The organism is Acidovorax sp. GW821-FHT10E04 (genome assembly GCF_059415185.1).
The window spans coordinates 614482-640950 of sequence record NZ_JBWKMT010000003.1; the positions used below are offsets into that span (position 1 = coordinate 614482).

The following is a 26469-nucleotide window of genomic DNA, read 5'->3' on the forward strand; positions in this document are numbered from 1 at the left end:
ACGCTCCCAGCGCGGCGGGGCGGCCCTTGCGCGGGAGCCCTGGTGTGGGCCACGCCCGTGTCAAGCGTCGCCCCGGTGCATGCGCCACGAAAATTGATACTTCATTCATCATCAAACCCCTCAAGAGACCCCAACACATGGCCAAAATCGTCGTCGTGACCTCCGGCAAGGGTGGCGTGGGCAAGACCACCACCAGTGCCAGCTTTGCCACCGGCCTCGCCCTGCGCGGCCACAAGACCGCCGTGATCGACTTTGACGTCGGCCTGCGCAACCTGGACCTCATCATGGGCTGCGAACGCCGCGTGGTGTACGACCTCATCAACGTGATCCAGGGCGAGGCCAACCTGAACCAGGCCCTCATCAAGGACAAGCAGTGCGACAACCTGTTCGTGCTGGCCGCCAGCCAGACGCGCGACAAGGACGCGCTCACGCAGGACGGCGTCGAGAAAGTGCTCAAGGACCTGGCCGCGATGGACTTCGAGTACATCGTCTGCGACTCGCCCGCCGGCATTGAAAGCGGCGCGCTGATGGCCATGCACTTCGCCGACGAGGCGCTGCTGGTGACGAACCCCGAGGTGTCGTCGGTGCGCGACTCGGACCGCATCCTGGGCATGCTGGGCAGCAAGACCAAGCGCGCGATCGAAGGCGGCGAGCCGATCAAGGAGCACCTGCTCATCACGCGCTACAACCCCAGCCGCGTGCAGGACGGCCAGATGCTGAGCCTGGAAGACATCCAGGACATCCTGCGCATCAAGCTGATCGGCGTGATCCCCGAGTCGGAAGTGGTGCTGCAGTCGTCCAACCAGGGCACGCCCGCGATCCACGCCAAGGACTCGGATGTGTCCGAGGCCTACAAGGATGTGATCGACCGTTTCCTGGGCGCCACCGACAAGCCGCTGCGTTTCATCGACGCGGAAAAGCCAGGCTTCTTCAAACGCCTGTTCGGGAGCAAATAAGCCATGGCTTCTTTCCTGTCCTTCCTGCTCGGCGAGAAGAAGAAAACCGCCAGCGTCGCCAAGGAGCGGCTGCAGATCATCCTGGCGCACGAGCGCAACGGCCGCAACGCCTCGGAGCCCGACTACCTGCCCGCGCTGCAGCGCGAACTGGTGGCGGTGATCTCCAAGTACGTGAAGATCAACCCCGACGACCTCAAGGTGCACCTGGAGCGCCAGGACAACCTGGAAGTTCTGGAAGTCAAGATCGAGCTGCCCGACACCGTGCGCTGAGGTCCTGCATCCAAGCCAAATTGGCCCTTGGCGCTTATCTGGTAAGCGCTGGCAGCTATCAAAATTGATGAACCCGGTGGGGCTTGGCTAGCGCGCGTGTTTCGCCCACTTGCCGGCCAGCGCCTGCGCGATGCTCAGCCCGCGCTGCCCGGGCACCAGCGTGGCGGTCTCTCCGGCGGCGATGGTGCCGGGCTGGTCCACCGCCAGGTAGTAGCCGCAGCATCCGGCCAGGGCCATGGTGCGGCCCGCCTGCGCAAAACCCATGACCGCGTTGAACTTGAAGCATGGCTCGCGCGGGGCGCTCACCCGCAGCACGCAGTGGGGGAAATGCCATTCGTCGCCCACAAAGACCTCCGCTTCCAGCGGCCCGTCGATGGTGAGGTTCTCCCCCATGAAACCCGGCGGCAAGGTTTCATCGAACAGGCTCACGCCCCGTTCGCGGCGCTGGGCCTGCCAGAACGCGTAGTGGGCGGCGGGGTAGGCGTATACGGCCTTGCCCAGGCCGCCGTGCACGCTCGGGTCGGCCTGCTCGTCCCCCGCCAGGCCCAGCGGGCCCACGGCCACCGGGCCGGTGACGGGCGCCTTGCCGATGGCGGTGAGCACCGAGCGTTCGCCCACCTTCAGGCGCCGGGCCAGGCCGATGTTCACGTGGCGCACGGCCACGGTGGGGGTCGTCACAGCGGGTGCTCGGTGTAGAACTTGCCCCCGTGGTACAGCAGGGGCGAGATGCCTTCGCGGTGCTCGCAGCGCTCGACCTCGCCCACAAAGATGGTGTGGTCGCCCTCCTTGTACTGGCTGCGGTTGAAGCACTCGAACGTGGCGGCTGCCCCGGCCAGCAACGGGGCACCGCTGATGCCGGGCCGGTGTTCCAGGCCTGCCCAGCGGTCGATGCCGCGCGTGGCAAAACGCTCGGCCAGCGCCTTCTGGTCCGCGGCCAGCACGTGGATGGCGTAGTGCGAGCCATCGGCAAAGGTGGGCAGGGTGCTGGCGCCGTGCGACAGGCTCCACAGCACCAGCGGGGGCGCCAGCGACACCGAATTGAAGGAACTGGCCGTGAGCCCCACCAGGTCACCCGCAGCCGTGCGGGCCGTGACGATCGTCACGCCCGTGGCAAACATGCCCAGTGCATCGCGAAACTCGCGTGTGGAGAAGCTCGGTGGCAGGGCGAGGGCGGGGCGGGGGGGCGAAGGGTTCACAAAAGCGGTGCCAGCGGTGGCAGCAGGGGGGAGCAACTATTATCAGGCGCCACCCACCACCGCGCTGTTGCGGGGTTTACTTCCGTAGGACTTGCGCAAATCGGGATGCAACCACCACCTGGCGTGGGGGGAGCTACCTGCCTGACCCCTGTTTTGCGTAAGTCATTTCTGTTCCGTTTTCCACCGCATGGCCGTTCTTCCTACCTTCACCGCCCTGGGCTCCGGCCCCACCGTGCTCATGCTGCACGACGCCGATGGCGACCACCTCACCTTTGCCCCCCAGGTGGAAACGCTGGCCACGGTTGGCTACCGCGCCGTGGCCTGGAACATGCCGGGCTATGGCCGCAGCGCGCCCGTGGAGCCCTACACCTTCAAGGCGCTGGCGCAGAGCTGCCTGGCCCTGATCGACGCCCTGCGGGGTGGCCCGGTCACGCTGGTGGGGCACGGTATGGGCGCCATGGTGGCGCTGGAGGCCGCAGTGCGCGGCCCATCGCAGGTGCGGCGCCTCGTGCTGTGCGCGGGCGGGCCGGCGCTCGACGCGCAGGCGGTGGAAGACTGGGTGGCGCCCCGGCTGCGCGCCCTGAAAGCGCTGGATGGCGGTGGCGGCATGGAGGCGCTGGCGCAGACGCTGGTACCCCAGTTCATCGGCACCGGCGCCCTGCCCGAAGGGGTGCGGCTGGCCAGCCATGCGCTGGCCCAGGTGTACCCGGGGGCCTACCGGCGCGCGCTGGAGGCCTTGCCCACGTTTGATCGCGGGGCTGCCGCGCTGGCCCACCTGGCCATGCCCACGCTGCTGGTGGGGGGCGCGCTGGACCGCTGCACACCCCCCGTGGCCCTGGAGGCGCTGGCCCAGGTGCTGCCCGATGCGCAGACCGTGGTGCTGCCCCATGTCGGGCACTGGCCCCAGCTGGAGGACCCCGAGGGTTTCGATGCCGCGCTGCTGGACTTTCTGGCGCAGCGGCGGGTGCTGCACTGAGCTTGCCCCATCCCGCAGGGCCGATGGTTCGGCCGTCCAAGCGGTCCATTTTTTCCCCCGCCATGCCCTGGCGTCGCCGGGCGGGCTCGTGCAGGCCTGATTGCTCCTTCCCTTTCTCCTTCTGTTGCCATGTGGTTTGCCCTGAAGAAAATACTGTCTGCGCTGCTGTTGCCCCCGGTGTCCAGCATCCTGCTGGCGCTGGTGGGGCTGTGGATCGCGCGCTACCACCGCCGCACGGGCATCACGGTGGTGGTGCTGTCGCTGCTGTCGGTGCTGGTGCTGTCCTGGCCGCCGGTGTCGGATGTGCTGGTGCGCAGCCTGGAGCACCATCCCGTGGTGACCGCCCGGCAGCTGTCCCAAGCGCGCACCCAGGCCATCGTGGTGCTGGGGGGCGGGGCCGACACCGTGGCCCCCGAGTACGGTGTGGATGTGCTCAGCCGGGGCGCCCGCGAGCGGGTGCGCTACGCCGTGCACCTGCAGCAGCAGGCGGGCTTGCCCATCCTGGCGACGGGCGGCTCCACCGGCGGCATGCGGGCCGAGGCACTGGTCATGAAGGACGTGGTGGAGCGCGAGTTCAAAGGGCGGGTGCGCTGGACGGAGGTGGAGTCGCTCGACACCCGCAGCAATGCCGAAAAATCCGCCATCCTGCTCAAGGCCGCCGGCATCGAGCGCATTGCCCTGGTCACCCACGGCTGGCACATGGTGCGCGCGGCCGGGGCCTTCGAGCGCGCGGGGCTGCAGGTGCTGCCCGCGCCCATGGGCTTCAAGGGCGGGCAGGCCCGCAAGCTGTACCGGGTGCTGCCGCGCGCCTCCGCGCTGGCCGACAGCAGCCTGGCGCTGCACGAATGGCTGGGGATTCTGGTGCAGCGGATGGGGCTGGGCTCCTGACACGACGTTGTCAGCAGCCCGGCAATAGCCTCGTGTGCATCATTCTTGAGAGGGAGCTACCCATGATGCAGGCCAATGCCGCCGGCACAGCGAAGTGGAAAGGCGCGCCGGGCGCCGACGCCCCAGCCATGGGAGACGCCGCGCACGCCCCGGTGCCGGATGGATCTGCGGGCCGCCAGAGCCTGGCGAACCTGATGGCGCTCGGGCAGGCGGATACAGTCTCCCTCGTTGCAATGCCCACAGTGGGGTGACATGGGTTTTTCTGCCGCTGAAAAAGAGCAAATGCTGGCCCTGCACGGCGTGGGGGCCACCGTGATTGCGCGCCTGGAGCAGGTCGGGTTTTCGGCGCTGGCCGAACTGGTCGACGCGGATGTGGCCGCGGTGACCAGAACCATCTCGGAGATGATGAGGTCCACCTGCTGGCACAACAGCCCCCAGGCGCGCGGCGCCATTGGCGCCATCGTGGCGCTGGCCCGGAGCCGGCAGCCCTAGCTGTTCTCGCCGGCGGCCCGGCCCCTGTGGCGAAAGCCACACCCACCGCGACCGCAGCAGCCTCACCCTGGGCCGTGCCGGCACGGCGTTGTGGTTAGCTACGCCAGCAAGAAGTCCGGCGCCGCAGCCCGCGCCTGCGCGTCGGCCTGCACCGCCCCCGGCGGCCCGCCCTTGCCCCAGAGCGCGCCGCCCCAGGCCATCGACAGGAACCGGGCGCACAGCTCCACGGAGTCGATCATGGGCTGGGCCTTGGCGCGGTCGCCGCTGGTGGTGATGAGCGCCAGGGTCTTCGCGCCCATGGGCTCCTTGAAGGCCAGGCCAGGCACGCGCATCCAGGCGCTCCAGTGGTCCAGGTAGGTCTTGAGCGGCGAGGGAATGCTGTACCAGTAGACCGGCGCCACGAACACGATGTGCGTGGCCGCCAGCGTGGCGTCCAGCAGCGTCTTCATGTCGCCTTCGGGCGGCGCATAGGTGCCCGAGGTGTGGCGCTGGTCCACGAAGGGCGGCAGGTCCATGCGGGCCAGGTGGTGCCAGGTTTGCGCGGTGCCCGCGGGCAGCGCGGCGGCCGCCTGGCGCGCGAGCCACTCGGTGTTGCCGGTGTGGCCCGGCTCGCGGGTGGACGTGGTGAGAAAGAGGTAGTGCGGTGCAGGCATGGACGGGATCGTAACGGCCCCGGCCCGTGTCTGCTGGCAGTGGCGTCAGGCCGTGGCGACGGCCCGGGGCGCGCGCACGCGTTCGTCGCCCAGGAAGCCGAAGTTCATCGCGGGCTGTTCGCCGCTGATGAGCTCGGCCAGCGCCTTGCCCGAGCCCGCGCCGTGCGTCCAGCCCAGCGTGCCGTGGCCCGCATTCACCCACAGCTTGCCCACGCGGGTCTGCCCGATGAACGGGATGTTGGTGGGCGTGGCCGGGCGCAGGCCGGTCCAGTACTGCGGGTCGCCGCCTTCTTCGGGCGTGCGGGTGTCGCACACGCCGGGCAGGATGGCCTCGATGCGGCGCGACAGCATGTGGCAGCGTGCGCGGGCCAGTGTGCTGTCCAGCGTCAGGTCCCAGCCGTTGAGTTCGATGGTGCCCGCCACGCGCAGGTGGTTGCCCAGGCGGCTCATGGCGATCTTCTTGCCGTCGTCGATGGTGGAGACCATGGGCGCACCCTCCGGCTTGAGCAGCGGGAACGTGGCGCTGTAGCCCTTGCCAGGGTAGATCGGCAGGTCCACGCCCACGCTGCGCAACAGCGGCGCGCTGTAGGAGCCGCAGGCCACGACCACGGCGTCGGCCTTCAGGATGAAGTCTTTTTTGCCCCCACCGCTGGACTGGCGTGCCATGACAGCTACCGAATCAATAGCGTTGCCGATCTTGTTCAGGCGCAGCACGTCGTGGCCATAGAGGAACTGCGCGCCGCGCGCCATGCAGCGGCGGGCGAGTTCCTGCGTGAACACGCGCGCGTCGCCGCTCTCGTCGGTGCTGGTGTAGGTGCCGCCGGTGATCTTGTCGCCGTAGGCCTTGAACGCGGGCTCGATCTGCAGCAGTTCGTCGCGGCTCACCAGGCGCCGTTGCACGCCGTGCTTGCGCATGAGCTCCACCGCATGGCCCGCGGCGTCGAAGGACTTCTGGTCGGTGTAGAAGTGGGCGATGCCGCGTTCGAGCCGGTTGTACTCAATGCCCGTGGTGGTCACCAGGTCCTTGAGCGCGGCATGGCTGTAGGCGCCCAGCGCCACGATCTGCTGCACGTTGCGCTCGAACGCGGCGTCGTTGCACTGCGCCAGGAACTGCAGGCCCCAGCGCCACTGCTGCCAGTCCATCTGCGGGCGAAACAGCAGCGGCGCTTCCTTGTCGAACATCCACTTGAGCGCCTTGAGCGGCGCCTCGCGGTTGGCCCAGGGCTCGCAGTAGCTCACCGAGATCTGTGCTGCATTGGCAAAACTGGTTTCGAGCGCCGCATCGGGCTGGCGGTCGATCACGATGACTTCGTGACCGCGTTCCAGCAGGTGCCACGCCGTGCTGGTGCCGATGATGCCTGCGCCGAGAACAATGGTTTTCATATGCGGAATGCCTTGTGAGCCTTTGCGTGCCACCCGCCCCAGTGCGGGACACGATGGGGCGCAGTGTGCGCGACATTGCATTCAACTAAAAGCAAAATTAAACTTACTCCAAAAACATCAGCGCACCTAATAAACGGTGCGGTAGAGACAACCCTCTTTTGTTCGAGCCCGAGACCATGAGCACCTACGATCCCGCCGCCCTGGAATGCCTTGCCGCCATCGTTGAAGAGGGCGGCTTCGAGCGCGCTGCGCAGCGCCTGAACGTCACACAGTCGGCCGTCTCACAGCGCCTGCGCGCGCTGGAGGCGCAGGTGGGCTCGGTGCTCATCGTGCGCAGCCGTCCGCTGCGGCCCACCTCGGCGGGGCAGTTGCTGCTCAAGCACACCAAGCAGCTACGACTGCTGCGCGCCGACCTGGAGCGCGACCTGCACGAACTCGCGCCCAGCGCCCCCGGCGGCACGCGCGAGGACGAACGCATCTCGATCGCCATCAATGCCGACAGCATCGCCACCTGGGCGATGGGCGCGCTGCACGAGCTGGTGCGCCAGCGCCTGCCGCTGGAAATCATCGTGGACGACCAGGATTTCACGCAGGAATGGCTGCGCTCCGGTCAGGTGCTGGGCTGCGTGACCACGCTCAAGCAGGCACTGCGTGGGTGCAAGATGGTGCCGCTGGGCGCCATGCACTACGTGGCCGTGGCGTCGGCCAGCTATGCGGAGCAGTACCTGCCCCAGGGGCTCACGCCGCACAACTTTCGCGAGGTGTCGTTCCTGTCGTTCAACCGCAAGGACGACATGGCTGCCGAGTTTGTGGCGCGTGCCTTCGGGCTCAAGCGCGTGGCACTCAATCACCTGTTCGTGCCGGGTTCCGAGGCACAGATGCGCGCCGTGGCCGCAGGCTGGGCGGTGGGCGTGGTGCCCGAGCTGCTGGCGCGCGGGCCCATCGCCGACGGCAGCATGGTGGACCTGGCGCCCGGCCGCAGGCTGCCGATCCAGCTGTACTGGCACTGCTGGAACCTGGAGTCGGCGGTGCTGGACGCGCTCACGGCCGCGCTCACGGCCACGGCCGCCCGCACGCTCGAGGCGCCGGCGGCCTAGCCGGGGCGGCGGCTGCGTTCAGTGCGGCCGGCCCACCACGAGATGGCACGAGGCCATGGGCGCCAGCGTCTGCCCCACCGTGCATCGGGTCTCATCACCCGGGCCCTGGATGCGGTGCGCGGCGGTCACGCTCACGGCGGTGATCCGCTGGGGGCGGTCCGTGGTGTTGCGCACCTCGTAGGCGTGCAGGTAGTCGGCGAATGCACGTTCCAGGTCGGGGTGGTCGGGAATGTCGGCCACGCCCCCCGCCGGGTTGTCCAGCGGGACATCGCTGGAGGGCACCGCGATCGCCTGTCCGCCCCACGGCATGCACAGCAGCGCCGCGCAGGCCAGCAGCCCCGGCACGATGGCGCGGACCACGCCGTGCCCCGCGTGGCGCAGCAGGTGGCGGGCCGCGGCGGCCAGGAGCAGCACCAGCACCAGCAGCCCCCATTGCGACAGCGTGGGCACGGCGGCCGGGGCCGCCAGCGGGGCATAGGCCACCGCGCCCACGGGCGCGCCCTGGGCCCAGGCGGCGGGGGCTGCAGCGGCGGCGGCCCACAGCAGGGCGATGCGTGGGGCGGTTGCGGGGTGACGGGAGGGATGGTTTTTTTGCATGAAATTGCCTTGTAGCGCTTGTTTTAAAAGGGTGAGTAGCTATTGTTTTGGGAGTGACGCGCGAGCCCTGCGACGGGACCCGGGCCGCCGTCGGTCAAGGCCAAGCCCACGCTGCGCCGGTTGGCCGCGAAAAGGGCGGCGGCGATGCCGCGGACAAGGAACATGGTGGCGCGCACGGAGAAGAAGCGAAGGAGGGCTGCCGCGCATGCTAGGCAGCATTCACGGCGCGGCTTGACTGTGCGTTTCAGGGCGCTTGACTGCCCGTGCCGCCGAGGATCGGCAAAAGCGGGTGCTACACCCTCAAGCCGCGCAGCCAGTCCGCGTATTCGGCGGTGGTCTGCCCGCTGGCGCCGTCCGGGCCCTTGCGGGGCGCTTGCCAGCCGCGGCCCATGGCACGCACGTCGCTGGGCGTGAGGCCAAAGGTCGTGCGAAAGGCGCGGCTGAAATGCGCCTCGCTGGTGAACCCGGCGCGCGTGGCGATCTCGCCCACCCGCAGCCGGCGGTTGGCCGGGTTGGCCAGCGCGTGGAACGCCCGGGCCAGGCGCTGCTGCTGCACGTAGTGCGCCACGCCGCCCAGCGGCTCGAACAGCCGGTACAGCATGCTGCGCGAGACGCCGAACGTGCGGCTCAGCAGCTCGGGGCTGAGCGGGGCTCCCAGGTGCTGCGCGATGTATTGCTGGATGCGTCTGAGGGTGACACCCTGGATCTGTGGCTCCGCCTGGGCGAGGGTGTCGCGGCCCGGGCGCAGGCAGGCCGCCAGCATCTGCGTGGTGGCCTGCACCACGGCGGGCGCCTCGGGGAGGGTGACGGTGGGCAGCCGCCGATGCAGCGACTGCAGGTAGTCGCTGAGCAGCCCGCCCAGCGCCGTGTGGCCGCGCAGCACCGTGCCGTGCAGGTCGGCCGAGGGGCTGCAAAAGGCCTCGTCGGCGATCTCGCGGGGCACGACGATGGACAGGACGTGCGAGGGGCTGGCGTAGGTGCGCTGCGTGCGGCCGAGGTCGAACACGGTGATGTCGCCCGCGCGCACCTGCATGTCCACGCCGTCGTCGTGCTGGCCCACGAACCCGCCGCTGCGGTACCACTGCACCAGGTAGTGGTTGACCCCGTCGCGCGCCACGCGCGGCGTACCGCGCGAGAACTGCTGCCGGCCAAAGCGCAGGTCGCCCACCAGCAGGGCGCCCAGGTGACTGGCGGTGACCGATGCACTGAAGCTCTCCAGCGGATCGCGGTCCAGCGGCGCGACATCGAAGACCACCGAAATGCTGCTGCGCCAGGCCTCGAAGCGCTCTTCGCCGGAACCCTGGTCGGTGGTGAAAACTGTCGATGGCAGGGCGTGCGGCGTGGACATGGCGGCGCGATTATGGGGGCGGGTGCTGCAGTGCACCAGCGCAGATTGCCCGCCCTCGCGCCCAGGCCCGCGGCACGATTCCTGCTGGAGAAAACGTGAACGACGTAGTTGCATTGCAACTTGGTCATTTATTTTTTTACTGTGATGTATAAAATGGACGCCATGCAAACGCAGCCCCCCAAAGCCTCGTTCAAGGAGCAGATGCACCAGGCGCGCGAGGATGCCATCCTCCAGTCCACCTGCCAGCTCCTGGGCGAAAAGGCCTTCGACGCCATGACCATGGACGATGTAGCCAACGCCGTGGGCATTGCCAAGGCCAGCCTGTACAAGCACTTTTGCAGCAAGGAAGAGCTGTGCAGCGCCGCCATGGTGCAGATCCTGGCGCGGGTGCGGGCCTATCTGGCGGACCTGCCCGCCGAAATGCCACCCCTCGAAAAGCTCCATGCGCTGGTGCGCTGGTCGCTGGAGCGCCTGCTGAGCAATGAAATGCCGCTGCTGCCCAGCCGCAACTCCACGCTGCGCGCGGTGCTCATGGCCAACAAGGACTATCTCAACGGCCTGGTGGCGGTGAGCGACCAGATCGGCGAATGGATCACCCAGGCCCAGGCCGAGGGCGTGATCAACCCCACGCTGCCACCGCTGGTGGTGCTGTACACCTTGTATGCGCGGGCCTGTGACCCGGTGGTGAGCTTCCTCAAGGAAGGCGGCCAGTATTCGGATGCGCAGATCGTGGATCTGGTGGTGCGCACCTGTTTCGACGGGCTGGCTGCGCGGTAGCGGCAGCCCGTTCCGGCGTTTCGTACCTCGCAAGAAAGCCCGGCATGCCGGGCTTTCTTGTCTTGTGGGCGAAAAACCCTGCCGAGGCAGGGCGCGGCCTGCGCCGGGCGGCGGGGCTCAGCGCACGAGCAGCACGGGCACCTTGCTGTGGGCCAGCACCTGCGTGGTGACCGAACCCATGACCAGGGTGGCCAGGGCCCCGTGGCCGTGGGAGCCCATCACCAGCAGGTCGAACTTGCCGCTGTCGGCCACCTTGGCGATGTTCTCGCCCACCGTGCCGACCTTGACGCTGCGCTTGGCCTCCACACCGTGGCGCGCGAGAAACTTGCACACGGGCGCCAGGATTTTCTCGGCTTCTTCGGCGTGGTAGTTCTCCACGACTTCCTTGCCCAGGGCCGCGCGGGCACGCGCGGGCAGCGGGGCCTGCACGGTGAGCACCGTGTACTGGTGGTTGCCCCCCAGCAGTTCTTCGTGGGTGGCCAGGTAAGCCAGCATTTTCTTGGTGTAGGCGCTGCCGTCGACAGCAAGCAGGATGTTCATGGTGTTCTCCGAAAAGGAATGGGTCAGACTAACGTGCGCGGACTTCTGTTGTCTTGACCTGGGTCATGTTTTTTCCTCTGCACTGCGGGGCGGCAGGGCCCCGTGCGCCGATCATAAGGTGATGCAGCACTGCGCCTGGAACGCCGCCTGCTCGCCCTTGCGCGCATAACCCAGCGGATTGGCCACGACACGGCACTGCCACGGCGTGCCGTCCTCGCGCAGGCCCCGTGCCGTGTAGTCGCTCGGGGCATGCAGGTGCCCGTGCAGCCACAGCTGCGCGCGGGGCAGCAGGGCGTCCAGCGCGTTGCAGAAGCCCGCCGTGCCCGGCACCATGCCGTAGCGCGGGTCGGCACTGCGCAGGCTGGGCGCGAAGTGCGTGGCCACGACCGTGGGCCCGTCGAACGGGACCGCGAGCGCGTCGGCCAGCCACTGCTGGCAGACCAGGGCCTGGTCGCGCACGGCCTCGGCGAGGAACGGCTGCGCATGGCGGGTGCCGCCCGTCTTGCGCAGATAGAAATTCGCCGCCCGGAAAGCCTTGTCGCGCAGCTTCAGGCGCCTGGCCAGGTCGGTGGTGCCTTCGTGGTCCGCCAAAGCGTCGAAATCGCTCCAGAGCGTGGTGCCCACGAAGCGGACACCTTGAAGAGTGACCACCTCCCGCTCCAGCCAGGTGATCCCCAGCCGTTCGCAGGTCCTGCGCAGCCGCTGGTGGGCCGCATCGAAATCCTGCGCGTCGTATTCGTGGTTGCCGGGCACGAAGAGCACCGGCGTGGGCCAGCCCGCGTACGGGGCCAGGGGCGAGAACCGGGCGAGGCCGAAGTCATCGTCCTGCAGCAGCGAGCCCTGCTGGTAGGAGCCCACGTCCCCCGCAAGCACCAGCACATCGGCGCCGGGGGCCGGTTCGGGGATGAAATGGGGGTGCGCCTCAAGGTGCAGATCGGACAGCAGCTGGATGTTCATGGAGCGCGCAGTCTACGGGCTCGGGGTGGGAAGGGGCGAAGCGAATGCCCTGGCGGCACCCCGAAATGCGCCAGATCCCGCCGCAAGGCACTGCCGCGGCAGGCCGCGCTGGGGTGGGTGGGCGGGATGCCCGCGCCCGGGCCTCACGGTTCGGGAAAGGTGCGGCGCGCCGAGCGCGCCAGGGCGTGCAGCAGCCAGGTCATCGCCGCCTGCTGCGGGCCGCGGCGGCGCCACAGGGCATCGACGTGCACGGGCGGGACGTCCAGCGGCAGGGCCCGTTGCACCAGCGCGTCGGAGATGCCCGTGACGGGCACGAAGTGGCGCGGCAGCACCGTCAGCAGGTCCGAACCCGACACCACGCGCCCGGCGGTGAAGAACTGGTTGACCGTGATCACTACCTTGCGCTCGCGGCCCAGGGAGGCCAGCGCCTCGTCGATGAAACCGAAGGGGCGGCCGGAAAAGCTCACCAGCATGTGCCGGGCAGCGCAATAGGCGTCCAGGGTGAGCGGCGCGTCCGCCAGCGGGTGGCCCTGGCGCATCACGCACACGTATTCCCCGTCGTAGAGGCGGCGGCTCTCGAACGCGACCGCCCCGCCCGACTGCGCGCGTGCCGTGAGGTCGGCCAGCACGGCCGGAAAGTAGCCTACCGCCATGTCGGCGGCTTCCTCGTCGAGCAGGCGCCGGGGGTCGCGGGTGGTCAGGGGCAGCACCCGGATCGAGATGCCGGGGGCCTCGCGCTCGATGATCTCCACGAGGGCGGGAACCAGCGTGGCCGCCGTGGCATCGGCCATGGCCAGCACAAAGGTGGACTCGGCCGTGGCGGGCTCGAAGCGCCCCGGCGCCAGGGAGTCCTGCAGATGGGCCAGGGCCTCGCGCACGGGGGGCCACAGCGCCAAGGCGCGGGGCGTGGGCTCGACCCCCTGGCCGCTGCGCACCACCAGTTCATCCCCCAGCACGTCGCGCAGCCGGCGCATGGCATTGCTCACGGCGGGCTGGGTGATGGACAGCTTGTGTGCCGCGCGCGTGAGGCTGCGCTCGGCCATCACCTCGTCGAAGACGCGCAACAGATTCAGGTCCAGCGAGCGGAAGTTCAAGGGTGTCATGGGAATTCATCACCATTATGAATATCAATGATTCAAAATATAAACTTGAACATGCAAAGGGTAAACCCTAATATCACCCCATCGCCCGGCAATCTCGCCACAAGCGTTAGAAAAGGGAAACCGAAATGACCAGCTTTGCACACGTTGACTACCCCACTGAACACCCCGGCGTGGTCCGCGCCGAAAACGCCGCCGCCGCTCTGAAGAGCGTGGCCGCCAACTTTGACGGCGCCCGTGGCGCCGCCACCCTGCTGCTCGCGGCCGTCGTGTCGGCACTGCTGGTCGTGGCCAACCAGGTGATCGACACCTGGAGCGAAGGCCACCTGCTGGCCGCGTGGATGGTGCTGTGGCTGGTGGCGTTCGCCGCCCTGGCCCTGCTGACCGCCCCGGCACGCCGTGCTGGCGCCGCTCTGCGCGTGGCAGGCCGCGCCTGGGCGGAAAACCGCCGCCGCGCCGCGGACGACGAGCGCACCTGGCAAGTCGCCATGAAGGATCCCCGCATCATGGCTGAACTGAACCATGCAATGGGCATCCCCACGGTGAACGATATCCGCACGTACTACTGAGACCGCGCTGCGCGGCCGTCCCGATCCCCTTGAAGCCGTGGCGAATGCTCGCCACGGCTTTTTTCATGGGCCGGCTGTCCTGCGCCTGGCCTGTTTCCCCCTGGCGCCGGCCCATGAAAAAACCGCCCGTTCGGCAGAAGGGGCGGTTTCTCGGACTGGGAAGAACAGGGTTTTATGCAGCCAGGCGTTTTTCCAGCAGGGCCTTGGTGTCCAGCAGGGCCGTGGGCAGGTGGTAGGCCAGTTGCTCGAAGTGGGCATCGTGCAGCTTGAACTCATCGGCCCAGGCCGCCTTGTCGATGCTGGTCACGGCGTCGAACTTCTGGGCGCTGAAATCCAGGCCCGTCCAGTTGATCTCGGCGTACTGGGGCGCCACGCCGAACATGGTTTCCTGGCCTTGGGCCTGGCCTTCGATGCGGTCGATCATCCACTTGAGCACGCGCATGTTGTCGCCGTAGCCGGGCCAGACGAACTTGCCGGCCTCGTCCTTGCGGAACCAGTTCACGCAGAAGACCTTGGGCACGGCCTTGCCGGTGGCGGCGATCTTGCCTTCCATGTTCAGCCAGTGCTGGAAGTAGTCGCTCATGTTGTAGCCGCAGAACGGCAGCATGGCGAAGGGGTCGCGGCGCACCACGCCCTGGGCCCCGAAGGCGGCGGCGGTGGTCTCGGAGCCCATGGTGGCGGCCATGTACACGCCCTCCGTCCAGGTGCGGGCTTCCGTCACCAGCGGCACGGTGGTGGAGCGGCGGCCGCCGAAGATGAAGGCGTCGATCGCCACGCCGTTGGCGTCGTCCCACTGCGCATCGAGCGCCGGGTTGTTGGTGGCGGCCACCGTGAAGCGCGAGTTGGGGTGGGCCGCCTTGGCGCCGGTTTCCTTGGCGATCTGGGGCGTCCAGTCCTTGCCTTGCCAGTCGATCAGGTGGTCCGGGAGCTTGCCGGTGTCCTTTTCCATGCCTTCCCACCACACGTCGCCGTCGTCGGTCAGGGCCACGTTGGTGAAGATCACGTCCTTGTCCAGGCTCTTCATGCAGTTGGGGTTGGTGTGCATGTTCGTGCCGGGGGCCACGCCAAAGTAGCCGGCTTCAGGGTTGATGGCATACATCTTGCCGTCGGCATGGGGCTTGATCCAGGCGATGTCGTCACCGATGGTGGTGACCTTCCAGCCGGCAAAGCCTGCTTCGGGCGGCACCAGCATCGAGAAGTTGGTCTTGCCGCAGGCGCTGGGGAAGGCGGCGGCCACGTGGTACTTCTTGCCGGCGGGGTTGGTCACGCCCAGGATGAGCATGTGCTCGGCCAGCCAGCCCTGGTCGCGGCCCATGGTCGACGCGATGCGCAGGGCCAGGCACTTCTTGCCCAGCAGCGCGTTGCCGCCGTAGCCCGAGCCGTACGACCAGATCTCGCGCGTCTCGGGGTAGTGCACGATGTACTTGACCTTGGGATTGCAGGGCCAGCTGGTCGTGTCCTTTTCACCTTCGGCCAGGGGGGCGCCCACGGTGTGCATGCAGGGCACGAACTCTCCTTCCACGCCCAGCACGTCGTACACGGCCTTGCCCATGCGGGTCATGAGGCGCTGGTTCACGGCCACGTAGGCGCTGTCGGTCAGCTCCACGCCGATGTGGGCGATGTGGCTGCCCAGGGGGCCCATGCTGAAAGGCACCACGTACATGGTGCGGCCCTTCATGCAGCCGTCGAACAGGGGCTGCAGCGTGGCCCGCATCTCTGCGGGTGCCATCCAGTTGTTGGTGGGGCCTGCGTCTTCCTTGGCGGCCGAGCAGATGTAGGTGCGGTCTTCCACGCGGGCCACGTCCGATGGGTCGGACCAGGCCAGGAAGCTGCCGGGGCGCTTGGCGGGGTTGAGCTTCTTGAAGGTGCCGGCGTCGACCAGCTGCTGGCACAGGCGGTCGTACTCTTCCTTGCTGCCGTCGCACCAATAGATGGTGTCGGGCTTGCACAGGGCGGCCATGTCGGCCACCCAGGCGAGCAGCCGGGCGTTCTTGACGTAAGCGGGGGCGTTGAGATTCAGGCCCTGCATGGTGGGTGCGTTCATCGGGAGCTTCCTAAGTTGAAAAACAGTTTTTTCAAAGGAAGCGGACCCGGTGGATCGCGGCAAGGCCTGGCGCAGTTGCGATGCTGAGCGCTGCCTTTGAAAAAACGGCTTTCGTGCTCAGTCGGCGGGCGGGAGCGTGGATCAGCCCCACGGGGTGGAGGCTATTTCCACGGATTCCGCGGGTCGGCTGGGGTGTCAATTTTATGAATCTGCCGACCGCTTGTCTGTCAGACTGGGGCTAAAACCATGCAAAAGATGCATGAGGTTATGCATCACAATCCGCCCAGTCCCGCTCTGTCCCGCCCTTCAGGTGCAGGGCTGGCCTGTCTGGCCGACCTGCCACCGCGCATGGCCCGCCTTGCGCAACTCGCACGCCGGGCAGGTGCCGCAGCCGTAGCCCCAGGCATGCAGCGTGTCGCGCACCCCGTGGTAGCAGGTGTGCGACTCGGTGATGATGAGATCCACCAGCGCGTCGCCGCCCAGGGTGCGGGCCAGCTCCCAGGTGGCGGCCTTGTCCAGCCACATGAGCGGCGTCTCGAACGTGAAGCGCTGCCCCATGCCCAGCGACACGGCGACCTGCAGCGCCTTGAGCGTGTCGTCGCGGCAGTCGGGGTAGCCCGAGAAGTCGGTTTCGCACATGCCGCCCACCAGCGTGTGCAGCCCGCGCCGGTAGCCCACGGCGGCGGCCAGGTTGAAGAACAGCAGGTTGCGCCCCGGCACGAAGGTGTTGGGCAGGCCGGCGGCGGTCATCTGGATCTCGGCGTCGCTGGTCAGCGCCGTGTCGCTGATGCGGCCCAGCACGGCCAGGTCGATCATGTGGTCGTCGCCGAGCCGGTCCCGCCATGGCCCGAAGCGGGACCGCAGGGCCGCCAGCACTGCCTGCCGGGCCTGCAGCTCCACATGGTGGCGCTGGCCGTAGTCGAAGCCGATGGTTTCCACGCGCTCGAACTGCGTGAGCGCCCAGGCCAGGCAGGTGGTGGAGTCCTGGCCACCGGAAAAAAGGACGAGGGCGTGTCCGGGTCTCATGGGGTCTCCTGGTGACGGGGGTGGTGCAAGGCGAAAAAAAGCCCCGCGCAGCGGGGCTTGTGGCGGTGCCAGGGCAATCGATCAGGCCATGTACACGGCGATGAAGGCCAGCAGGAACATCATGATGCCGCCGACCACGGGCAGCACCACGGGAATCACGTGAACCACGTTTTCCACAGGATCGTGCGGGAGCGATTCGGGGGCGTGCGTAGTGTGGTGGTCGGACATGGTGTGGGCTCCAGATGCTTAAAACTTGCGCAATTCTAGCCGCGCCGGCGTGCACGGGGCTGAAAACCCCGCGCCGGGGGTCAGATCAGGTCGGCCTCCATGCCCGCCGAACGCAGCTTGCCCAGCACCTCGTCCACGTGCGCCTTGCTCCTTGTCTGCAGGACCAGCTCGATCTCCACGTTCTGCGCGGCCAGCATGGTGAACGCGCGCTGGTGGTGCACTTCCTCGATGTTCGCGCCCGCGTCGGCCACGGTGGCGGTGATGCGCGCGAGCACGCCCGGCACGTCGCGCGCGCTGACCTTGATGCGCGCCAGCCGGCCCGAGCGCACCATGCCGCGCTCGATGATGGCGGCCAGCAGCAGCGGATCGATGTTGCCGCCCGAGAGCACCAGCCCCACGCGCTTGCCCCTGAAGCGGGCGGGGTGGCGCACCAGCGCCGCCAGGGCCGCGGCGCCCGCGCCCTCGACCAGCGTCTTCTCGATTTCGAGCAGCATCAGCACGGCCTGCTCGATATCGCCTTCGTCCACCAGCACCAGGTCGTCCACCAGGCGCTGCACCACCTCCTGGGTGATCTTGCCCGGGGTGCCCACGGCAATGCCCTCGGCGATGGTCGAGGTGCCCATGGGGTGCTGCGTGTGCCGCACGGCGTTGACCATCGACGGAAAGCGCGCCGCCTGCACGCCCACGATCTCGATGCCGGGCTTGAGCGCCTTGGCCGCCGTGGCCATGCCGGCGATCAGCCCGCCCCCGCCGATGGCGACGACCAGCATGTCCAGATCGGGCTGGGCGGCGAGCATCTCCAGCGCGACCGTGCCCTGGCCCGCGGCAATGGCTTCGTCGTCGTAGGGGTGCACGAACGTCAGCCCCTGCGCATCGGCCAGCCCGTAGGCGTGGGCCCGGGCTTCTTCGAGCGTGTCGCCGTGCAGCACCACCTCGGCGCCGAAGCCGCGGGTGCGCTCCACCTTCACGCCGGGCGTGAAGCGCGGCATCACGATCACCGCGCGCAGGCCCAGGCGCTGCGCGTGGTAGGCCACGCCCTGGGCATGGTTGCCCGCGCTCATGGCCACCACACCCGGCGTCGTTCCGGGCGCCGCGCCGCGGGCACGTTCCGCGTCGACCAGCAAGGTGAGCCGGTTGCAGGCGCCCCGCTCCTTGAACGAGGCCGTGAACTGCAGGTTCTCGAACTTGAGGAATACCTGCGCGCCCACGATCTGCGAGAGCGTCTTGGATTCCACACAGGGGGTGTCCAGCACCTGGCCCTGCAGGCGGGTGGCGGCGTCTCGGATGTCTTGGAGGGTCAGCATGGCGCCATTGTGGCGCAGGCCCGCGTGCCGCAGGCCCCCCGGCATGGACATGGGAAGAAAATGGCCGCCAGCGCTTGAGGGGTAAGCGCTGAATGCTATCAAAATGGAAGCATCTACTTGATGCCCAGCCTGCGCGCCAGCTTGTGCAGGTTGCTCGCGTCCACCTCCAGCGCACGCGCCGCCTGGGCCCAGTTGCCCTGGTGGCGCGCCAGGGCCTGCGTGATGGCGTGCCGCTGGCAGGCATCCACGGCGTCGCGCAGCGGGCCTTCGGCGGTGGTGGGGGTGGGCGGCGTGGTGGCCACGGCGGGGGCGCTGGCGTCCGGCGGGGCATGGGCCACGCTGGCAGCGTCGGCGTCCAGGTCGAGCAGTGCAGGCTCCAGCGTCACGATGTCGGCGCGGTTCACGCCCCGGCTCAGGGCCTTGAGGGCGGCGCGGCTGACCACATGCTCCAGCTCGCGGATGTTGCCGGGCCAGGGGTAGCGGCGCAGTGCGTCCTGTGCGCTGGCCGACAAGCGCAGGCTGCGCAGGCCCAGGCGCGCGCGGTTCAGTTCCAGAAAACGACCTGCCAGCAGCAGCACATCGTTGCCCCGTTCGCGCAGCGGCGGGATGGGCACGGGGTACACCGACAGCCGGTGGTACAGGTCGGCGCGGAACGCGCCGTCGCGCACCTGCTCGCGCAGGTTGCGGTTGGTGGCGGCGATCACGCGCACGTCCACGCGGCGCGGGCGGTCGGCGCCCAGGCGCTGGATCTCGCCGTTCTGCAGCGTGCGCAGCAGCTTGGCCTGCACGGCCAGCGGCAGCTCGCCCACCTCATCCAGGAACAGCGTGCCGCCCTCGGCGGCCTCGAAGCGCCCGGGCCGATCGGCCACTGCGCCGGAGAACGCGCCGCGCACGTGGCCGAAGAGTTCGCTCTCGGCCAGAGACTCGGGCAGCGCCGCGCAGTTCACGTGCACCAGGGGCTTGGTGCGGCGCGTGGACTGGCGGTGCAGCAGGCGCGCGAACAGCTCCTTGCCCACGCCGGTTTCGCCCAGCAGCAGCACCGGCAGGTCCGAGCCCGCCACCACCGTGAGCTCGTGCAGCAGGCGCAGCAGGGGCTCGCTCTGGCCAACGATCTCCATGTCGCCATCGCTTGCGCGGGTGGTGCGCTCGTCGTCGGCGCTGCGGGTGTGGGGGGCGCTGCGCAGCGCCTGCACCTCGCGCTCCAGCCGCGAGATGCGCACGGCCGCCTCCACCAGCACCTTGCAGTCGGCCAGCGCGGCGCGTGCGGCCTCGCCGAAGGTGCCGGTCTGCAGTGCGTCCAGCGTCAGCACGCCCCAGGGCTGGCCGTCCACCCACAGGCTCACGCCCATGCAGTCGTGCACGGGCAGGGGCTCGCCCACCAGGGTGTCGAGCAGGCCGTCGTAGGGGTCGGGCAGGGTGCTGTCGTGGTCGAAACAGGTCACCTCGCGCCGCGCCAGGATGGCGGCGAGCCGGGGGTGCTGGCTGACCACGAAGCGCCGGCCCAGCGCCTCGCGCACCAGGCCCTCCACGGCCACGGGGCGCAGGTGGTCTTCCTCCAGCTGCAGCAGGGCCACGGCCCCGCAGTGAAAGCGCGTGCGCAGGTGGTCCGCCAGCCGCTGCAGGCGCACGGCCTGGGGCAGATCGGTGGCCAGGTCGGCGAGCAGGGGGCTATGGTCCATGGTGATATTTACCTTTGATGGGTGAATTAAACCCTATCCATGGATGGTCAAAAAGACCATGACCGCTGCAAGTGGTTGATTTGATGGGCCTGCAGCCCTGGCCCGGCGCTTGCGATGTGGACAGTGACACCGATTCACTCGTTCCGAAAAGCCATGACCACAAGACCCCGACCCCACGCCGCCAGCGCACGCTGGCGCCGCCCCTTCGTTGTTGTTCTGTTGAAGCAGGAGGCCCGCCATGGGTAACTACCGCAAGCTCTGGTTCACGCTGATCGGCGTGCTCATCGTCACCTTCAGCCTGCTGGGCTACTACGGCGCCGAGGTCTACCGCACCGCGCCGCCCATTCCCGCCAGGATCGCCACGGCCGGGGGTGAAGTGCTTTTCACCCACGACAGCATCCTCGACGGCCAGACCGCCTGGCAGTCGGTGGGCGGCATGCAGCTGGGTTCCATCTGGGGCCACGGCGCCTACCAGGCACCCGACTGGACGGCCGACTGGCTGCACCGCGAGCTGCTCAACTGGCTGGAAGTGGCGTCCGAGCGCGCCCATGGCAAGCCGTTTGCAGACATCGACGCCGCCGCCCAGGCCGTGCTGCGCGACCGCATGAAGACCGAGTACCGCACCAACACCTACAGCCCCGAGACGGGCGTGGCCACGGTGTCGTCCACGCGGGCCGACGCGATCGCGATGACCGCGCTGTACTACGACCAGCTTTTCAGCGACGTGCCTGCGCTGCACAAGACCCGCGAGCACTTCGCCATGAAGGAGAACACCCTGCCCAGCGCCGAGCGGCGCGCGCAGATGACGGGTTTCTTCTTCTGGACGGCCTGGGCCGCCGCCACCGAGCGCCCCGGCACCACGGCGACGTACACCAACAACTGGCCCCACGAGCCGCTGATCGGCAACAAGCCCACGGCCGAGAACATGGTCTGGTCGGTGATGAGCGTGGTCGTGATGATGGCGGGCGTGGGCTTCCTCGTGTGGGGCTGGTCCTTCCTGCGCAAGCACGACGAGGTGGAGCCCACGCCACCCCAGCATGACCCGCTCTCGCGCGTGCCGCTCACGCCCTCGCAGCGCGCCCTGGGCAAGTATTTGTTCCTCATCGTCGCGCTGTTCAGCTTCCAGGTGCTGCTGGGCGGCTTTACGGCCCACTACACGGTGGAAGGCCAGCAGTTCTACGGCATCAACGTGTCGCAGTGGTTCCCGTATTCGCTGGTGCGCACCTGGCACATCCAGAGCGCGCTGTTCTGGATCGCCACGGGCTTCCTGGCCGCGGGCCTGTTCCTCGCGCCGCTCATCAATGGGGGCAAGGACCCGGCTTACCAGAAGCTGGGCGTGGACATCCTGTTCTGGGCGCTGGTCGTGGTGGTGGTCGGCTCGTTCACGGGCAACTACCTGGCTATCGCGCAGATCATGCCGCCCGAGTGGAACTTCTGGCTGGGCCACCAGGGCTATGAATACGTGGACCTGGGCCGCCTGTGGCAGATCGGCAAGTTCACCGGCATCGCCTTCTGGCTGGTGCTCATGCTGCGCGGCATCGTGCCGGCGCTGCGCACACCCGGCGGCGACAAGAACCTGCTGGCGCTGCTGACGGCGTCGGTGGTGGCCATCGGCCTGTTCTACGGCGCGGGCTTCTTCTACGGCGAACGCACCCACCTGTCGGTGATGGAGTACTGGCGCTGGTGGGTGGTGCACCTGTGGGTTGAGGGCTTCTTCGAAGTCTTCGCCACCACGGCGCTCGCCTTCATCTTCTCGACGCTGGGGCTGGTGTCGGTGCGCATGGCCACCACGGCCAGCCTGGCCTCGGCCTCGCTGTTCATGCTGGGCGGCGTGCCCGGCACCTTCCACCACCTCTACTTTGCAGGCACCACCACCCCGGTGATGGCGGTGGGCGCGGCCTTCAGCGCGCTCGAAGTGGTGCCGCTGGTCGTGCTGGGCCACGAGGCCTGGGAACACTGGCGCCTGCAGCACCGCACGCCCTGGATGGCCCGCCTGCGCTGGCCGCTGATGTGCTTCGTGGCCGTGGCCTTCTGGAACATGCTGGGCGCCGGTGTCTTCGGCTTCATGATCAACCCGCCCATCTCGCTGTACTACGTGCAGGGCCTGAACACCACGCCGGTGCATGCCCACGCCGCGCTGTTCGGGGTGTATGGCTTCCTGGCGCTGGGCTTCACGCTGCTGGTGCTGCGCTACATCCGGCCGCAGCTGGTGTTCAGCGAGCGGCTCATGAAGACGGGCTTCTGGTGGCTCAACGCCGGCCTGGTGCTGATGATCGCCACCAGCCTGTTCCCCATCGCCCTGTTCCAGTTCCACGCGAGCGTGAGCGAAGGCCTGTGGTACGCCCGGGGCGAGGCCTTCATGCAGCAGCCCTTCATCCAGACGCTGCGCTGGGTGCGCACCTTCGGCGACGTGGTCTTCATCGTCGGCGCGCTGGCCATGGCCTGGCAGGTGGTGAGCGGTGTGTTCGGTTCGCGGGCCCCGGCCGCTTCCACGGGGGCCTACCTGGCGCAGGCCCGTCGCTGAAATGCACCGTGCGCGGCGGCTGCCACAAGCGGCCACCGCGCTCACACACCGTTTGCCCACAAGGACTGACCATGAACCTCGACAAATTCAAGCACCAGCACACCGACATCCTGCGCAGCATCGCCACCTTGCGCGCCCTGGCCCACGCGGGCGTGCAGGCCAACGCCACGGCCATCGCGCAGGGCATCGTGGCGATGAGCGGCACCATCAAGCTGCATCTGGCCGTGGAAGACCAGGTGCTGTACCCCGCACTGCAGCGCGGTGGCAACGCCGAACTGGCGCGCCTGGGCCGCCAGTACCAGAGCGAGATGGCCTCGATTGCCAGTGCCTACGACGCCTTTGCGCGCCGCTGGAACACGGCCGAGGCCGTGCGCCGCGATGCGCAGGGCTTTCGGGACGAGGCCAACGTGGTGCTGCGCCGGGTGTTCGAGCGCATGCAGCGCGAAGACCATGACTTCTATCCCCGCATCGAGGAGGAAGAAACCGCCGCCTGCCATTGAGCGCCCACGCGAGCGCAGCCCGGCCGCAGCGGTGGAGCCCCAGCAGCCCCTAGCCCCCAACAAAAACACCCACCTTTTCCACGCACACCTCTTGTGCTCCAGCGTGCCATCACACGCACCCCCATCCATCGGTAGGGCCTGACGGCACCTTCCTTTCGCCGGCCTTTGTGCCGGCATTTTTTTTACCCCTGCTTACCGCCTCGATTGTGTTGGGTCAAACTACCTATAGTGGCTGGTGGGTATCGTGGACACCATAGGTAGTGTTTTTAACCCGTTCCACAGATTGGTCGAACCCATGGCGTCCACCCTTTCCACCTTGCCCCGCGAAGTCGTTTTGCGCAGCGGCCAGCGCGTTCCTTTTGACGCCGAACGCATCCGCGCCGCGCTGGCCAGCGCGGGCCAGGCCTCGGGTGAATACGGCGCCGACGAAGCGGCGTTGCTCACCGCCCAGGTCACCAAGGTGCTGATCCACCGCTTCCATGGCGAGGCACCCACCATCGAGCAGATCCAGGACGTGGCCGAGCAGACGCTGATCGCCGCCAACCACCTGGCGACCGCGCGCGCCTACATCGTCTACCGCGAGCAGCACGCCCAGCTCCGCGCCGACCGGCAGACGCTGGTCGATGTGGAAAGCTCCATCAACGAATACCTCACGCGCGCCGACTGGCGCGTGAACGCCAACGCCAACCAGGGTTACTCGCTGGGCGGGCTGATCCTGAACGTGGCGGGCAAGGTCACGGCCAACTACTGGCTGTCGCACGTCTACACGCCTGAGATCGGCGAGGCGCACAGGAGCGGCGACCTGCACATCCACGACCTCGACATGCTCAGCGGCTACTGCGCGGGCTGGTCGCTGCGCACGCTGCTGCACGAGGGGCTCAACGGCGTGCCGGGCAAGGTGGAGGCGGGGCCGCCCAAGCACATGAGTTCGGCCGTGGGGCAGATCGTGAACTTCCTGGGCACGCTGCAAAACGAGTGGGCGGGCGCGCAGGCGTTCTCGTCGTTCGACACCTACATGGCGCCCTTTGTGCGCATTGATGCCATGGACTACGCCGCCGTGCGCCAGTGCATCCAGGAGCTGGTCTACAACCTCAACGTGCCCTCGCGCTGGGGCACGCAAACGCCGTTCACCAACCTCACCTTCGACTGGACCTGCCCCGAGGACCTGCGCGAGCAGGTGCCCGTGATCGCTGGCGTGGAAATGCCGTTCAGCTACGGCGAGCTGCAAGCCGAGATGGACCTCATCAACCGCGCCTACATCGACGTGATGACCACGGGCGATGCCAAGGGCCGGGTGTTCACCTTCCCCATCCCCACGTACAACATCACCAAGGATTTTCCGTGGGAGAGCGAGAACGCGCAGCTGCTGTTCGAGATGACGGCCAAGTACGGTCTGCCGTACTTCCAGAACTTCATCAACTCCGAGCTGGAGCCCAACATGGTGCGCTCCATGTGCTGCCGCCTGCAACTCGATTTGCGTGAACTGCTCAAGCGCGGCAACGGCCTGTTCGGCAGCGCCGAGCAGACGGGCAGCCTGGGCGTGGTCACCATCAACTGCGCGCGCCTGGGCTACCAGCATGCGGGCGATGAGGCGGGCCTGTTCGCCGCGCTCGACCGCCTGCTGGAACTGGGCAAACAAAGCCTGGAGACCAAACGCAAGCTCATCCAGCGCCTGATGGACCAGGGCCTGTTCCCCTACACCAAGCGCTACCTGGGCACCTTGCGCAACCACTTTTCCACGCTGGGCGTGAACGGCATCAACGAGATGGTGCGCAACTTCACGGCGGACCGGCACGACATCACCAGCGAATGGGGCCACGCGTTTGCCGTGCGCCTGCTCGACCACGTGCGCGAGCGCATGACCGCCTTCCAGGAAGAAACCGGCCACCTCTACAACCTGGAGGCCACGCCCGCCGAAGGCACCACCTACCGCTTCGCCAAGGAAGACAAAAAGCGCTGGCCCGCCATCCTGCAGGCGGGCACGTCCGAGCAGCCTTACTACACCAACTCCTCGCAGCTGCCCGTGGGCTTCACCGACGACCCGTTCGAGGCCTTGATGCGGCAGGAGGCGCTGCAATCCAAATACACCGGCGGCACCGTGCTGCACCTGTACATGGGCGAGCGCTTGTCCAGCGGCGCGGCCTGCCGCGATCTGGTGCGGCGCGCGCTCACGCGCTTTCGCCTGCCCTACATCACCGTCACGCCCACGTTCTCGATCTGCCCCACGCACGGCTACCTGGCGGGCGAGCACCCGTTCTGCCCGCGCTGCGACGAAGAGCGGCTGGACGCCAAGCGGCGGCGGCTGGCGGCCTGACCTCGAATTTCAAACCAAATTGGCCTGTAGCGCTTATCAATAAAGCGCTGGCAGCTATCAATAAAGAAGCATTTTTTAACCATGAAGGAGATCACATGAGCCATTTCTCTACCCCCGAACAGGCCGCCCTGGCCGCCGTGCAGCTCACCGACGGCGAGCGCCAGCCCTGCGAGGTCTGGACCCGCGTCATGGGCTACCACCGCCCCGTGGCCAGCTTCAACACGGGCAAGCAGGGCGAGCACGCCGAGCGCCGTTTCTTTTCAGAGCAGGCGCGTGGTGGAAGCAACGCCTGCTGAGGCGCCGCCAGCGTCCGCGCTGCGGCTGGGCGGCATGACGCCGCTCACCACCATCGACTTCCCCGGTCGCCTCGCGGCCGTTTTCTATTGCCAGGGTTGCCCCTGGCGCTGCGGCTACTGCCACAACCCCGGGCTGCTCGACGCCGCCGCGCCCCCGGCGTTGCCGTGGGACCAGGCGCTGCAGTTCCTGCACAGCCGCCGGGGCCTGCTCGACGGCGTGGTGTTTTCGGGCGGTGAGCCGACGCTGCAAGCCGCGCTGCCCGCTGCGGTGGATGCCGTGCGCGCACTGCGCCTGCAGACCGCCTTGCACACCGGCGGCATGTACCCCGGACGGCTGGCGGCGCTGCTGCCGCGCCTCAATTGGGTGGGGCTGGACATCAAGGCCCTGCCGCAGCGCTACGACGCCATCACCGCCACCCCCGGCAGCGGCGCGCGCGCCTGGGCCGCGCTCGATGCCATGCTGGCCCATGGCATCGACCACGAATGCCGCACCACCTGGCACGCGGGCCTGTTTGGTGTGGGCGAATTGCTGGAACTGGCCCAGGCCCTGGCCGCGCGCGGGGTGCGGCATTGGGCGCTGCAGGAATGCCGCGTGCTCGGCGCCCCGGCCTGGGCGCTGGCGCCCGCGCACCAGCAGCAACTGGCCGCGCTGTTTTCCGGATTCACCTTGCGCCGGGTGTGAGTGCCGGGCGCAGATTTCCTGCGTTGCAAGGGCCTGCATGAAATAAGCATGCAAATACGGCCGCTGTTGCACA

The 26469-nt window shown here is 68.1% G+C and carries 28 protein-coding genes; 14 read left to right on the top strand and 14 right to left on the bottom strand.

The window, feature by feature from the left end:
• Nucleotides 1-137: 137 nt before the first annotated feature.
• A complete protein-coding gene (gene minD, locus AC07OC_RS12185; RefSeq protein WP_218296509.1) occupies nucleotides 138-956 on the top strand; it encodes a septum site-determining protein MinD in 819 nt (272 codons plus the stop codon).
• Nucleotides 957-959: 3 nt separating this feature from the next.
• Nucleotides 960-1226: a cell division topological specificity factor MinE gene (gene minE, locus AC07OC_RS12190; RefSeq protein ID WP_015011987.1), complete on the top strand. Its 267-nt coding sequence runs from the start codon at nucleotides 960-962 to the stop codon at nucleotides 1224-1226.
• An 87-nt stretch (nucleotides 1227-1313) separates the two neighbouring features.
• On the opposite strand, the gene AC07OC_RS12195 is transcribed toward minE, so the two are convergent.
• Together AC07OC_RS12195 and AC07OC_RS12200 are read right to left on the bottom strand one after the other, a co-directional pair.
• Nucleotides 1314-1904, bottom strand: coding sequence for an MOSC domain-containing protein (locus AC07OC_RS12195; protein WP_218339225.1), 591 nt, complete (start codon nucleotides 1902-1904; stop codon nucleotides 1314-1316).
• Nucleotides 1901-2422, bottom strand: a complete 522-nt coding sequence (locus tag AC07OC_RS12200; RefSeq protein WP_029414219.1) for a flavin reductase family protein — start codon at nucleotides 2420-2422, stop codon at nucleotides 1901-1903. Before AC07OC_RS12200 ends, AC07OC_RS12195 begins: the two co-directional genes overlap by 4 nt.
• A gap of 187 nt (nucleotides 2423-2609) precedes the next feature.
• Between AC07OC_RS12200 and AC07OC_RS12205 the strand changes: the two genes are divergently transcribed.
• The 4 genes from AC07OC_RS12205 (at nucleotide 2610) to AC07OC_RS12220 (ending at nucleotide 4778) form a co-directional block, all read left to right on the top strand.
• Nucleotides 2610-3398: an alpha/beta fold hydrolase gene (locus AC07OC_RS12205; RefSeq protein WP_218339224.1), complete on the top strand. Its 789-nt coding sequence runs from the start codon at nucleotides 2610-2612 to the stop codon at nucleotides 3396-3398.
• A 129-nt stretch (nucleotides 3399-3527) separates the two neighbouring features.
• Complete coding sequence (locus tag AC07OC_RS12210) at nucleotides 3528-4286, top strand: YdcF family protein (RefSeq protein WP_218339223.1); 759 nt, start codon at nucleotides 3528-3530, stop codon at nucleotides 4284-4286.
• Between the two features lie 62 nt (nucleotides 4287-4348).
• The gene (locus tag AC07OC_RS12215; RefSeq protein WP_218339222.1) at nucleotides 4349-4537 is read left to right on the top strand and encodes a hypothetical protein; all 189 of its coding nucleotides are present in this window, start codon (nucleotides 4349-4351) and stop codon (nucleotides 4535-4537) included.
• Between the two features lie 31 nt (nucleotides 4538-4568).
• Nucleotides 4569-4778 (top strand): helix-hairpin-helix domain-containing protein, encoded by a 210-nt coding sequence (locus AC07OC_RS12220; protein ID WP_218296513.1) that lies wholly within the window; start codon nucleotides 4569-4571, stop codon nucleotides 4776-4778.
• Between the two features lie 98 nt (nucleotides 4779-4876).
• Here the strand turns inward: AC07OC_RS12220 and AC07OC_RS12225 are convergent, their stop codons facing one another.
• Together AC07OC_RS12225 and AC07OC_RS12230 are read right to left on the bottom strand one after the other, a co-directional pair.
• Nucleotides 4877-5431 carry an NAD(P)H-dependent oxidoreductase gene (locus tag AC07OC_RS12225; protein ID WP_218339221.1) on the bottom strand — a complete coding sequence of 185 codons (555 nt, stop codon included), beginning with the start codon at nucleotides 5429-5431 and terminating at the stop codon, nucleotides 4877-4879.
• A 45-nt stretch (nucleotides 5432-5476) separates the two neighbouring features.
• The gene (locus tag AC07OC_RS12230; protein ID WP_218339220.1) at nucleotides 5477-6814 is read right to left on the bottom strand and encodes a D-amino acid dehydrogenase; all 1338 of its coding nucleotides are present in this window, start codon (nucleotides 6812-6814) and stop codon (nucleotides 5477-5479) included.
• 176 nt (nucleotides 6815-6990) lie between these two features.
• Between AC07OC_RS12230 and AC07OC_RS12235 the strand changes: the two genes are divergently transcribed.
• Nucleotides 6991-7911: a LysR family transcriptional regulator ArgP gene (locus tag AC07OC_RS12235; protein ID WP_218339219.1), complete on the top strand. Its 921-nt coding sequence runs from the start codon at nucleotides 6991-6993 to the stop codon at nucleotides 7909-7911.
• 18 nt (nucleotides 7912-7929) lie between these two features.
• On the opposite strand, the gene AC07OC_RS12240 is transcribed toward AC07OC_RS12235, so the two are convergent.
• Both AC07OC_RS12240 and AC07OC_RS12245 read right to left on the bottom strand, forming a co-directional pair.
• Complete coding sequence (locus AC07OC_RS12240) at nucleotides 7930-8508, bottom strand: midcut-by-XrtH protein (RefSeq protein WP_218296517.1); 579 nt, start codon at nucleotides 8506-8508, stop codon at nucleotides 7930-7932.
• Nucleotides 8509-8800: 292 nt separating this feature from the next.
• Complete coding sequence (locus AC07OC_RS12245) at nucleotides 8801-9856, bottom strand: helix-turn-helix domain-containing protein (protein ID WP_218339218.1); 1056 nt, start codon at nucleotides 9854-9856, stop codon at nucleotides 8801-8803.
• 153 nt (nucleotides 9857-10009) lie between these two features.
• Between AC07OC_RS12245 and AC07OC_RS12250 the strand changes: the two genes are divergently transcribed.
• A complete protein-coding gene (locus tag AC07OC_RS12250; RefSeq protein WP_218339217.1) occupies nucleotides 10010-10633 on the top strand; it encodes a TetR/AcrR family transcriptional regulator in 624 nt (207 codons plus the stop codon).
• Nucleotides 10634-10750: 117 nt separating this feature from the next.
• On the opposite strand, the gene AC07OC_RS12255 is transcribed toward AC07OC_RS12250, so the two are convergent.
• From AC07OC_RS12255 to AC07OC_RS12265, 3 genes are all read right to left on the bottom strand, one after another.
• Nucleotides 10751-11173 (bottom strand): universal stress protein, encoded by a 423-nt coding sequence (locus AC07OC_RS12255; RefSeq protein ID WP_218296520.1) that lies wholly within the window; start codon nucleotides 11171-11173, stop codon nucleotides 10751-10753.
• A gap of 111 nt (nucleotides 11174-11284) precedes the next feature.
• Nucleotides 11285-12130, bottom strand: coding sequence for a metallophosphoesterase (locus AC07OC_RS12260; protein ID WP_218339216.1), 846 nt, complete (start codon nucleotides 12128-12130; stop codon nucleotides 11285-11287).
• A 143-nt stretch (nucleotides 12131-12273) separates the two neighbouring features.
• Nucleotides 12274-13233, bottom strand: coding sequence for a LysR family transcriptional regulator (locus tag AC07OC_RS12265; RefSeq protein ID WP_218296522.1), 960 nt, complete (start codon nucleotides 13231-13233; stop codon nucleotides 12274-12276).
• A 125-nt stretch (nucleotides 13234-13358) separates the two neighbouring features.
• On the opposite strand from AC07OC_RS12265, the gene AC07OC_RS12270 reads away from it, so the two are divergent.
• On the top strand, nucleotides 13359-13799 hold the full coding sequence (locus AC07OC_RS12270) for a hypothetical protein (protein WP_218296523.1): 441 nt from the start codon (nucleotides 13359-13361) through the stop codon (nucleotides 13797-13799).
• A gap of 172 nt (nucleotides 13800-13971) precedes the next feature.
• Here AC07OC_RS12270 and AC07OC_RS12275 read toward each other — a convergent pair whose 3' ends face one another.
• From AC07OC_RS12275 to norR, 5 genes are all read right to left on the bottom strand, one after another.
• The gene (locus AC07OC_RS12275) at nucleotides 13972-15843 is read right to left on the bottom strand and encodes a phosphoenolpyruvate carboxykinase (GTP) (RefSeq protein WP_218296524.1); all 1872 of its coding nucleotides are present in this window, start codon (nucleotides 15841-15843) and stop codon (nucleotides 13972-13974) included.
• A 306-nt stretch (nucleotides 15844-16149) separates the two neighbouring features.
• Nucleotides 16150-16869, bottom strand: a complete 720-nt coding sequence (gene queC / locus AC07OC_RS12280) for a 7-cyano-7-deazaguanine synthase QueC (RefSeq protein ID WP_218296525.1) — start codon at nucleotides 16867-16869, stop codon at nucleotides 16150-16152.
• A gap of 81 nt (nucleotides 16870-16950) precedes the next feature.
• Nucleotides 16951-17097, bottom strand: coding sequence for a hypothetical protein (locus tag AC07OC_RS12285; RefSeq protein ID WP_218296526.1), 147 nt, complete (start codon nucleotides 17095-17097; stop codon nucleotides 16951-16953).
• Between the two features lie 80 nt (nucleotides 17098-17177).
• Nucleotides 17178-18401 (bottom strand): threonine ammonia-lyase, encoded by a 1224-nt coding sequence (locus AC07OC_RS12290; RefSeq protein WP_218296527.1) that lies wholly within the window; start codon nucleotides 18399-18401, stop codon nucleotides 17178-17180.
• Between the two features lie 113 nt (nucleotides 18402-18514).
• Entirely contained in the window at nucleotides 18515-20080 is a 1566-nt protein-coding gene (norR, locus tag AC07OC_RS12295) for a nitric oxide reductase transcriptional regulator NorR (protein ID WP_494601266.1), read from the bottom strand.
• Between the two features lie 238 nt (nucleotides 20081-20318).
• On the opposite strand from norR, the gene AC07OC_RS12300 reads away from it, so the two are divergent.
• The 5 genes from AC07OC_RS12300 (at nucleotide 20319) to AC07OC_RS12320 (ending at nucleotide 26396) form a co-directional block, all read left to right on the top strand.
• Entirely contained in the window at nucleotides 20319-22604 is a 2286-nt protein-coding gene (locus tag AC07OC_RS12300) for a nitric-oxide reductase large subunit (protein ID WP_494601268.1), read from the top strand.
• Nucleotides 22605-22675: 71 nt separating this feature from the next.
• The gene (locus AC07OC_RS12305; RefSeq protein WP_218296530.1) at nucleotides 22676-23104 is read left to right on the top strand and encodes a hemerythrin domain-containing protein; all 429 of its coding nucleotides are present in this window, start codon (nucleotides 22676-22678) and stop codon (nucleotides 23102-23104) included.
• Nucleotides 23105-23399: 295 nt separating this feature from the next.
• On the top strand, nucleotides 23400-25418 hold the full coding sequence (locus AC07OC_RS12310) for a ribonucleoside triphosphate reductase (protein ID WP_492244793.1): 2019 nt from the start codon (nucleotides 23400-23402) through the stop codon (nucleotides 25416-25418).
• A 95-nt stretch (nucleotides 25419-25513) separates the two neighbouring features.
• A complete protein-coding gene (nrdD, locus tag AC07OC_RS12315; protein WP_369641049.1) occupies nucleotides 25514-25714 on the top strand; it encodes an anaerobic ribonucleoside-triphosphate reductase in 201 nt (66 codons plus the stop codon).
• Between the two features lie 34 nt (nucleotides 25715-25748).
• Nucleotides 25749-26396, top strand: coding sequence for an anaerobic ribonucleoside-triphosphate reductase activating protein (locus tag AC07OC_RS12320; protein WP_494601434.1), 648 nt, complete (start codon nucleotides 25749-25751; stop codon nucleotides 26394-26396).
• Nucleotides 26397-26469: the final 73 nt, after the last annotated feature.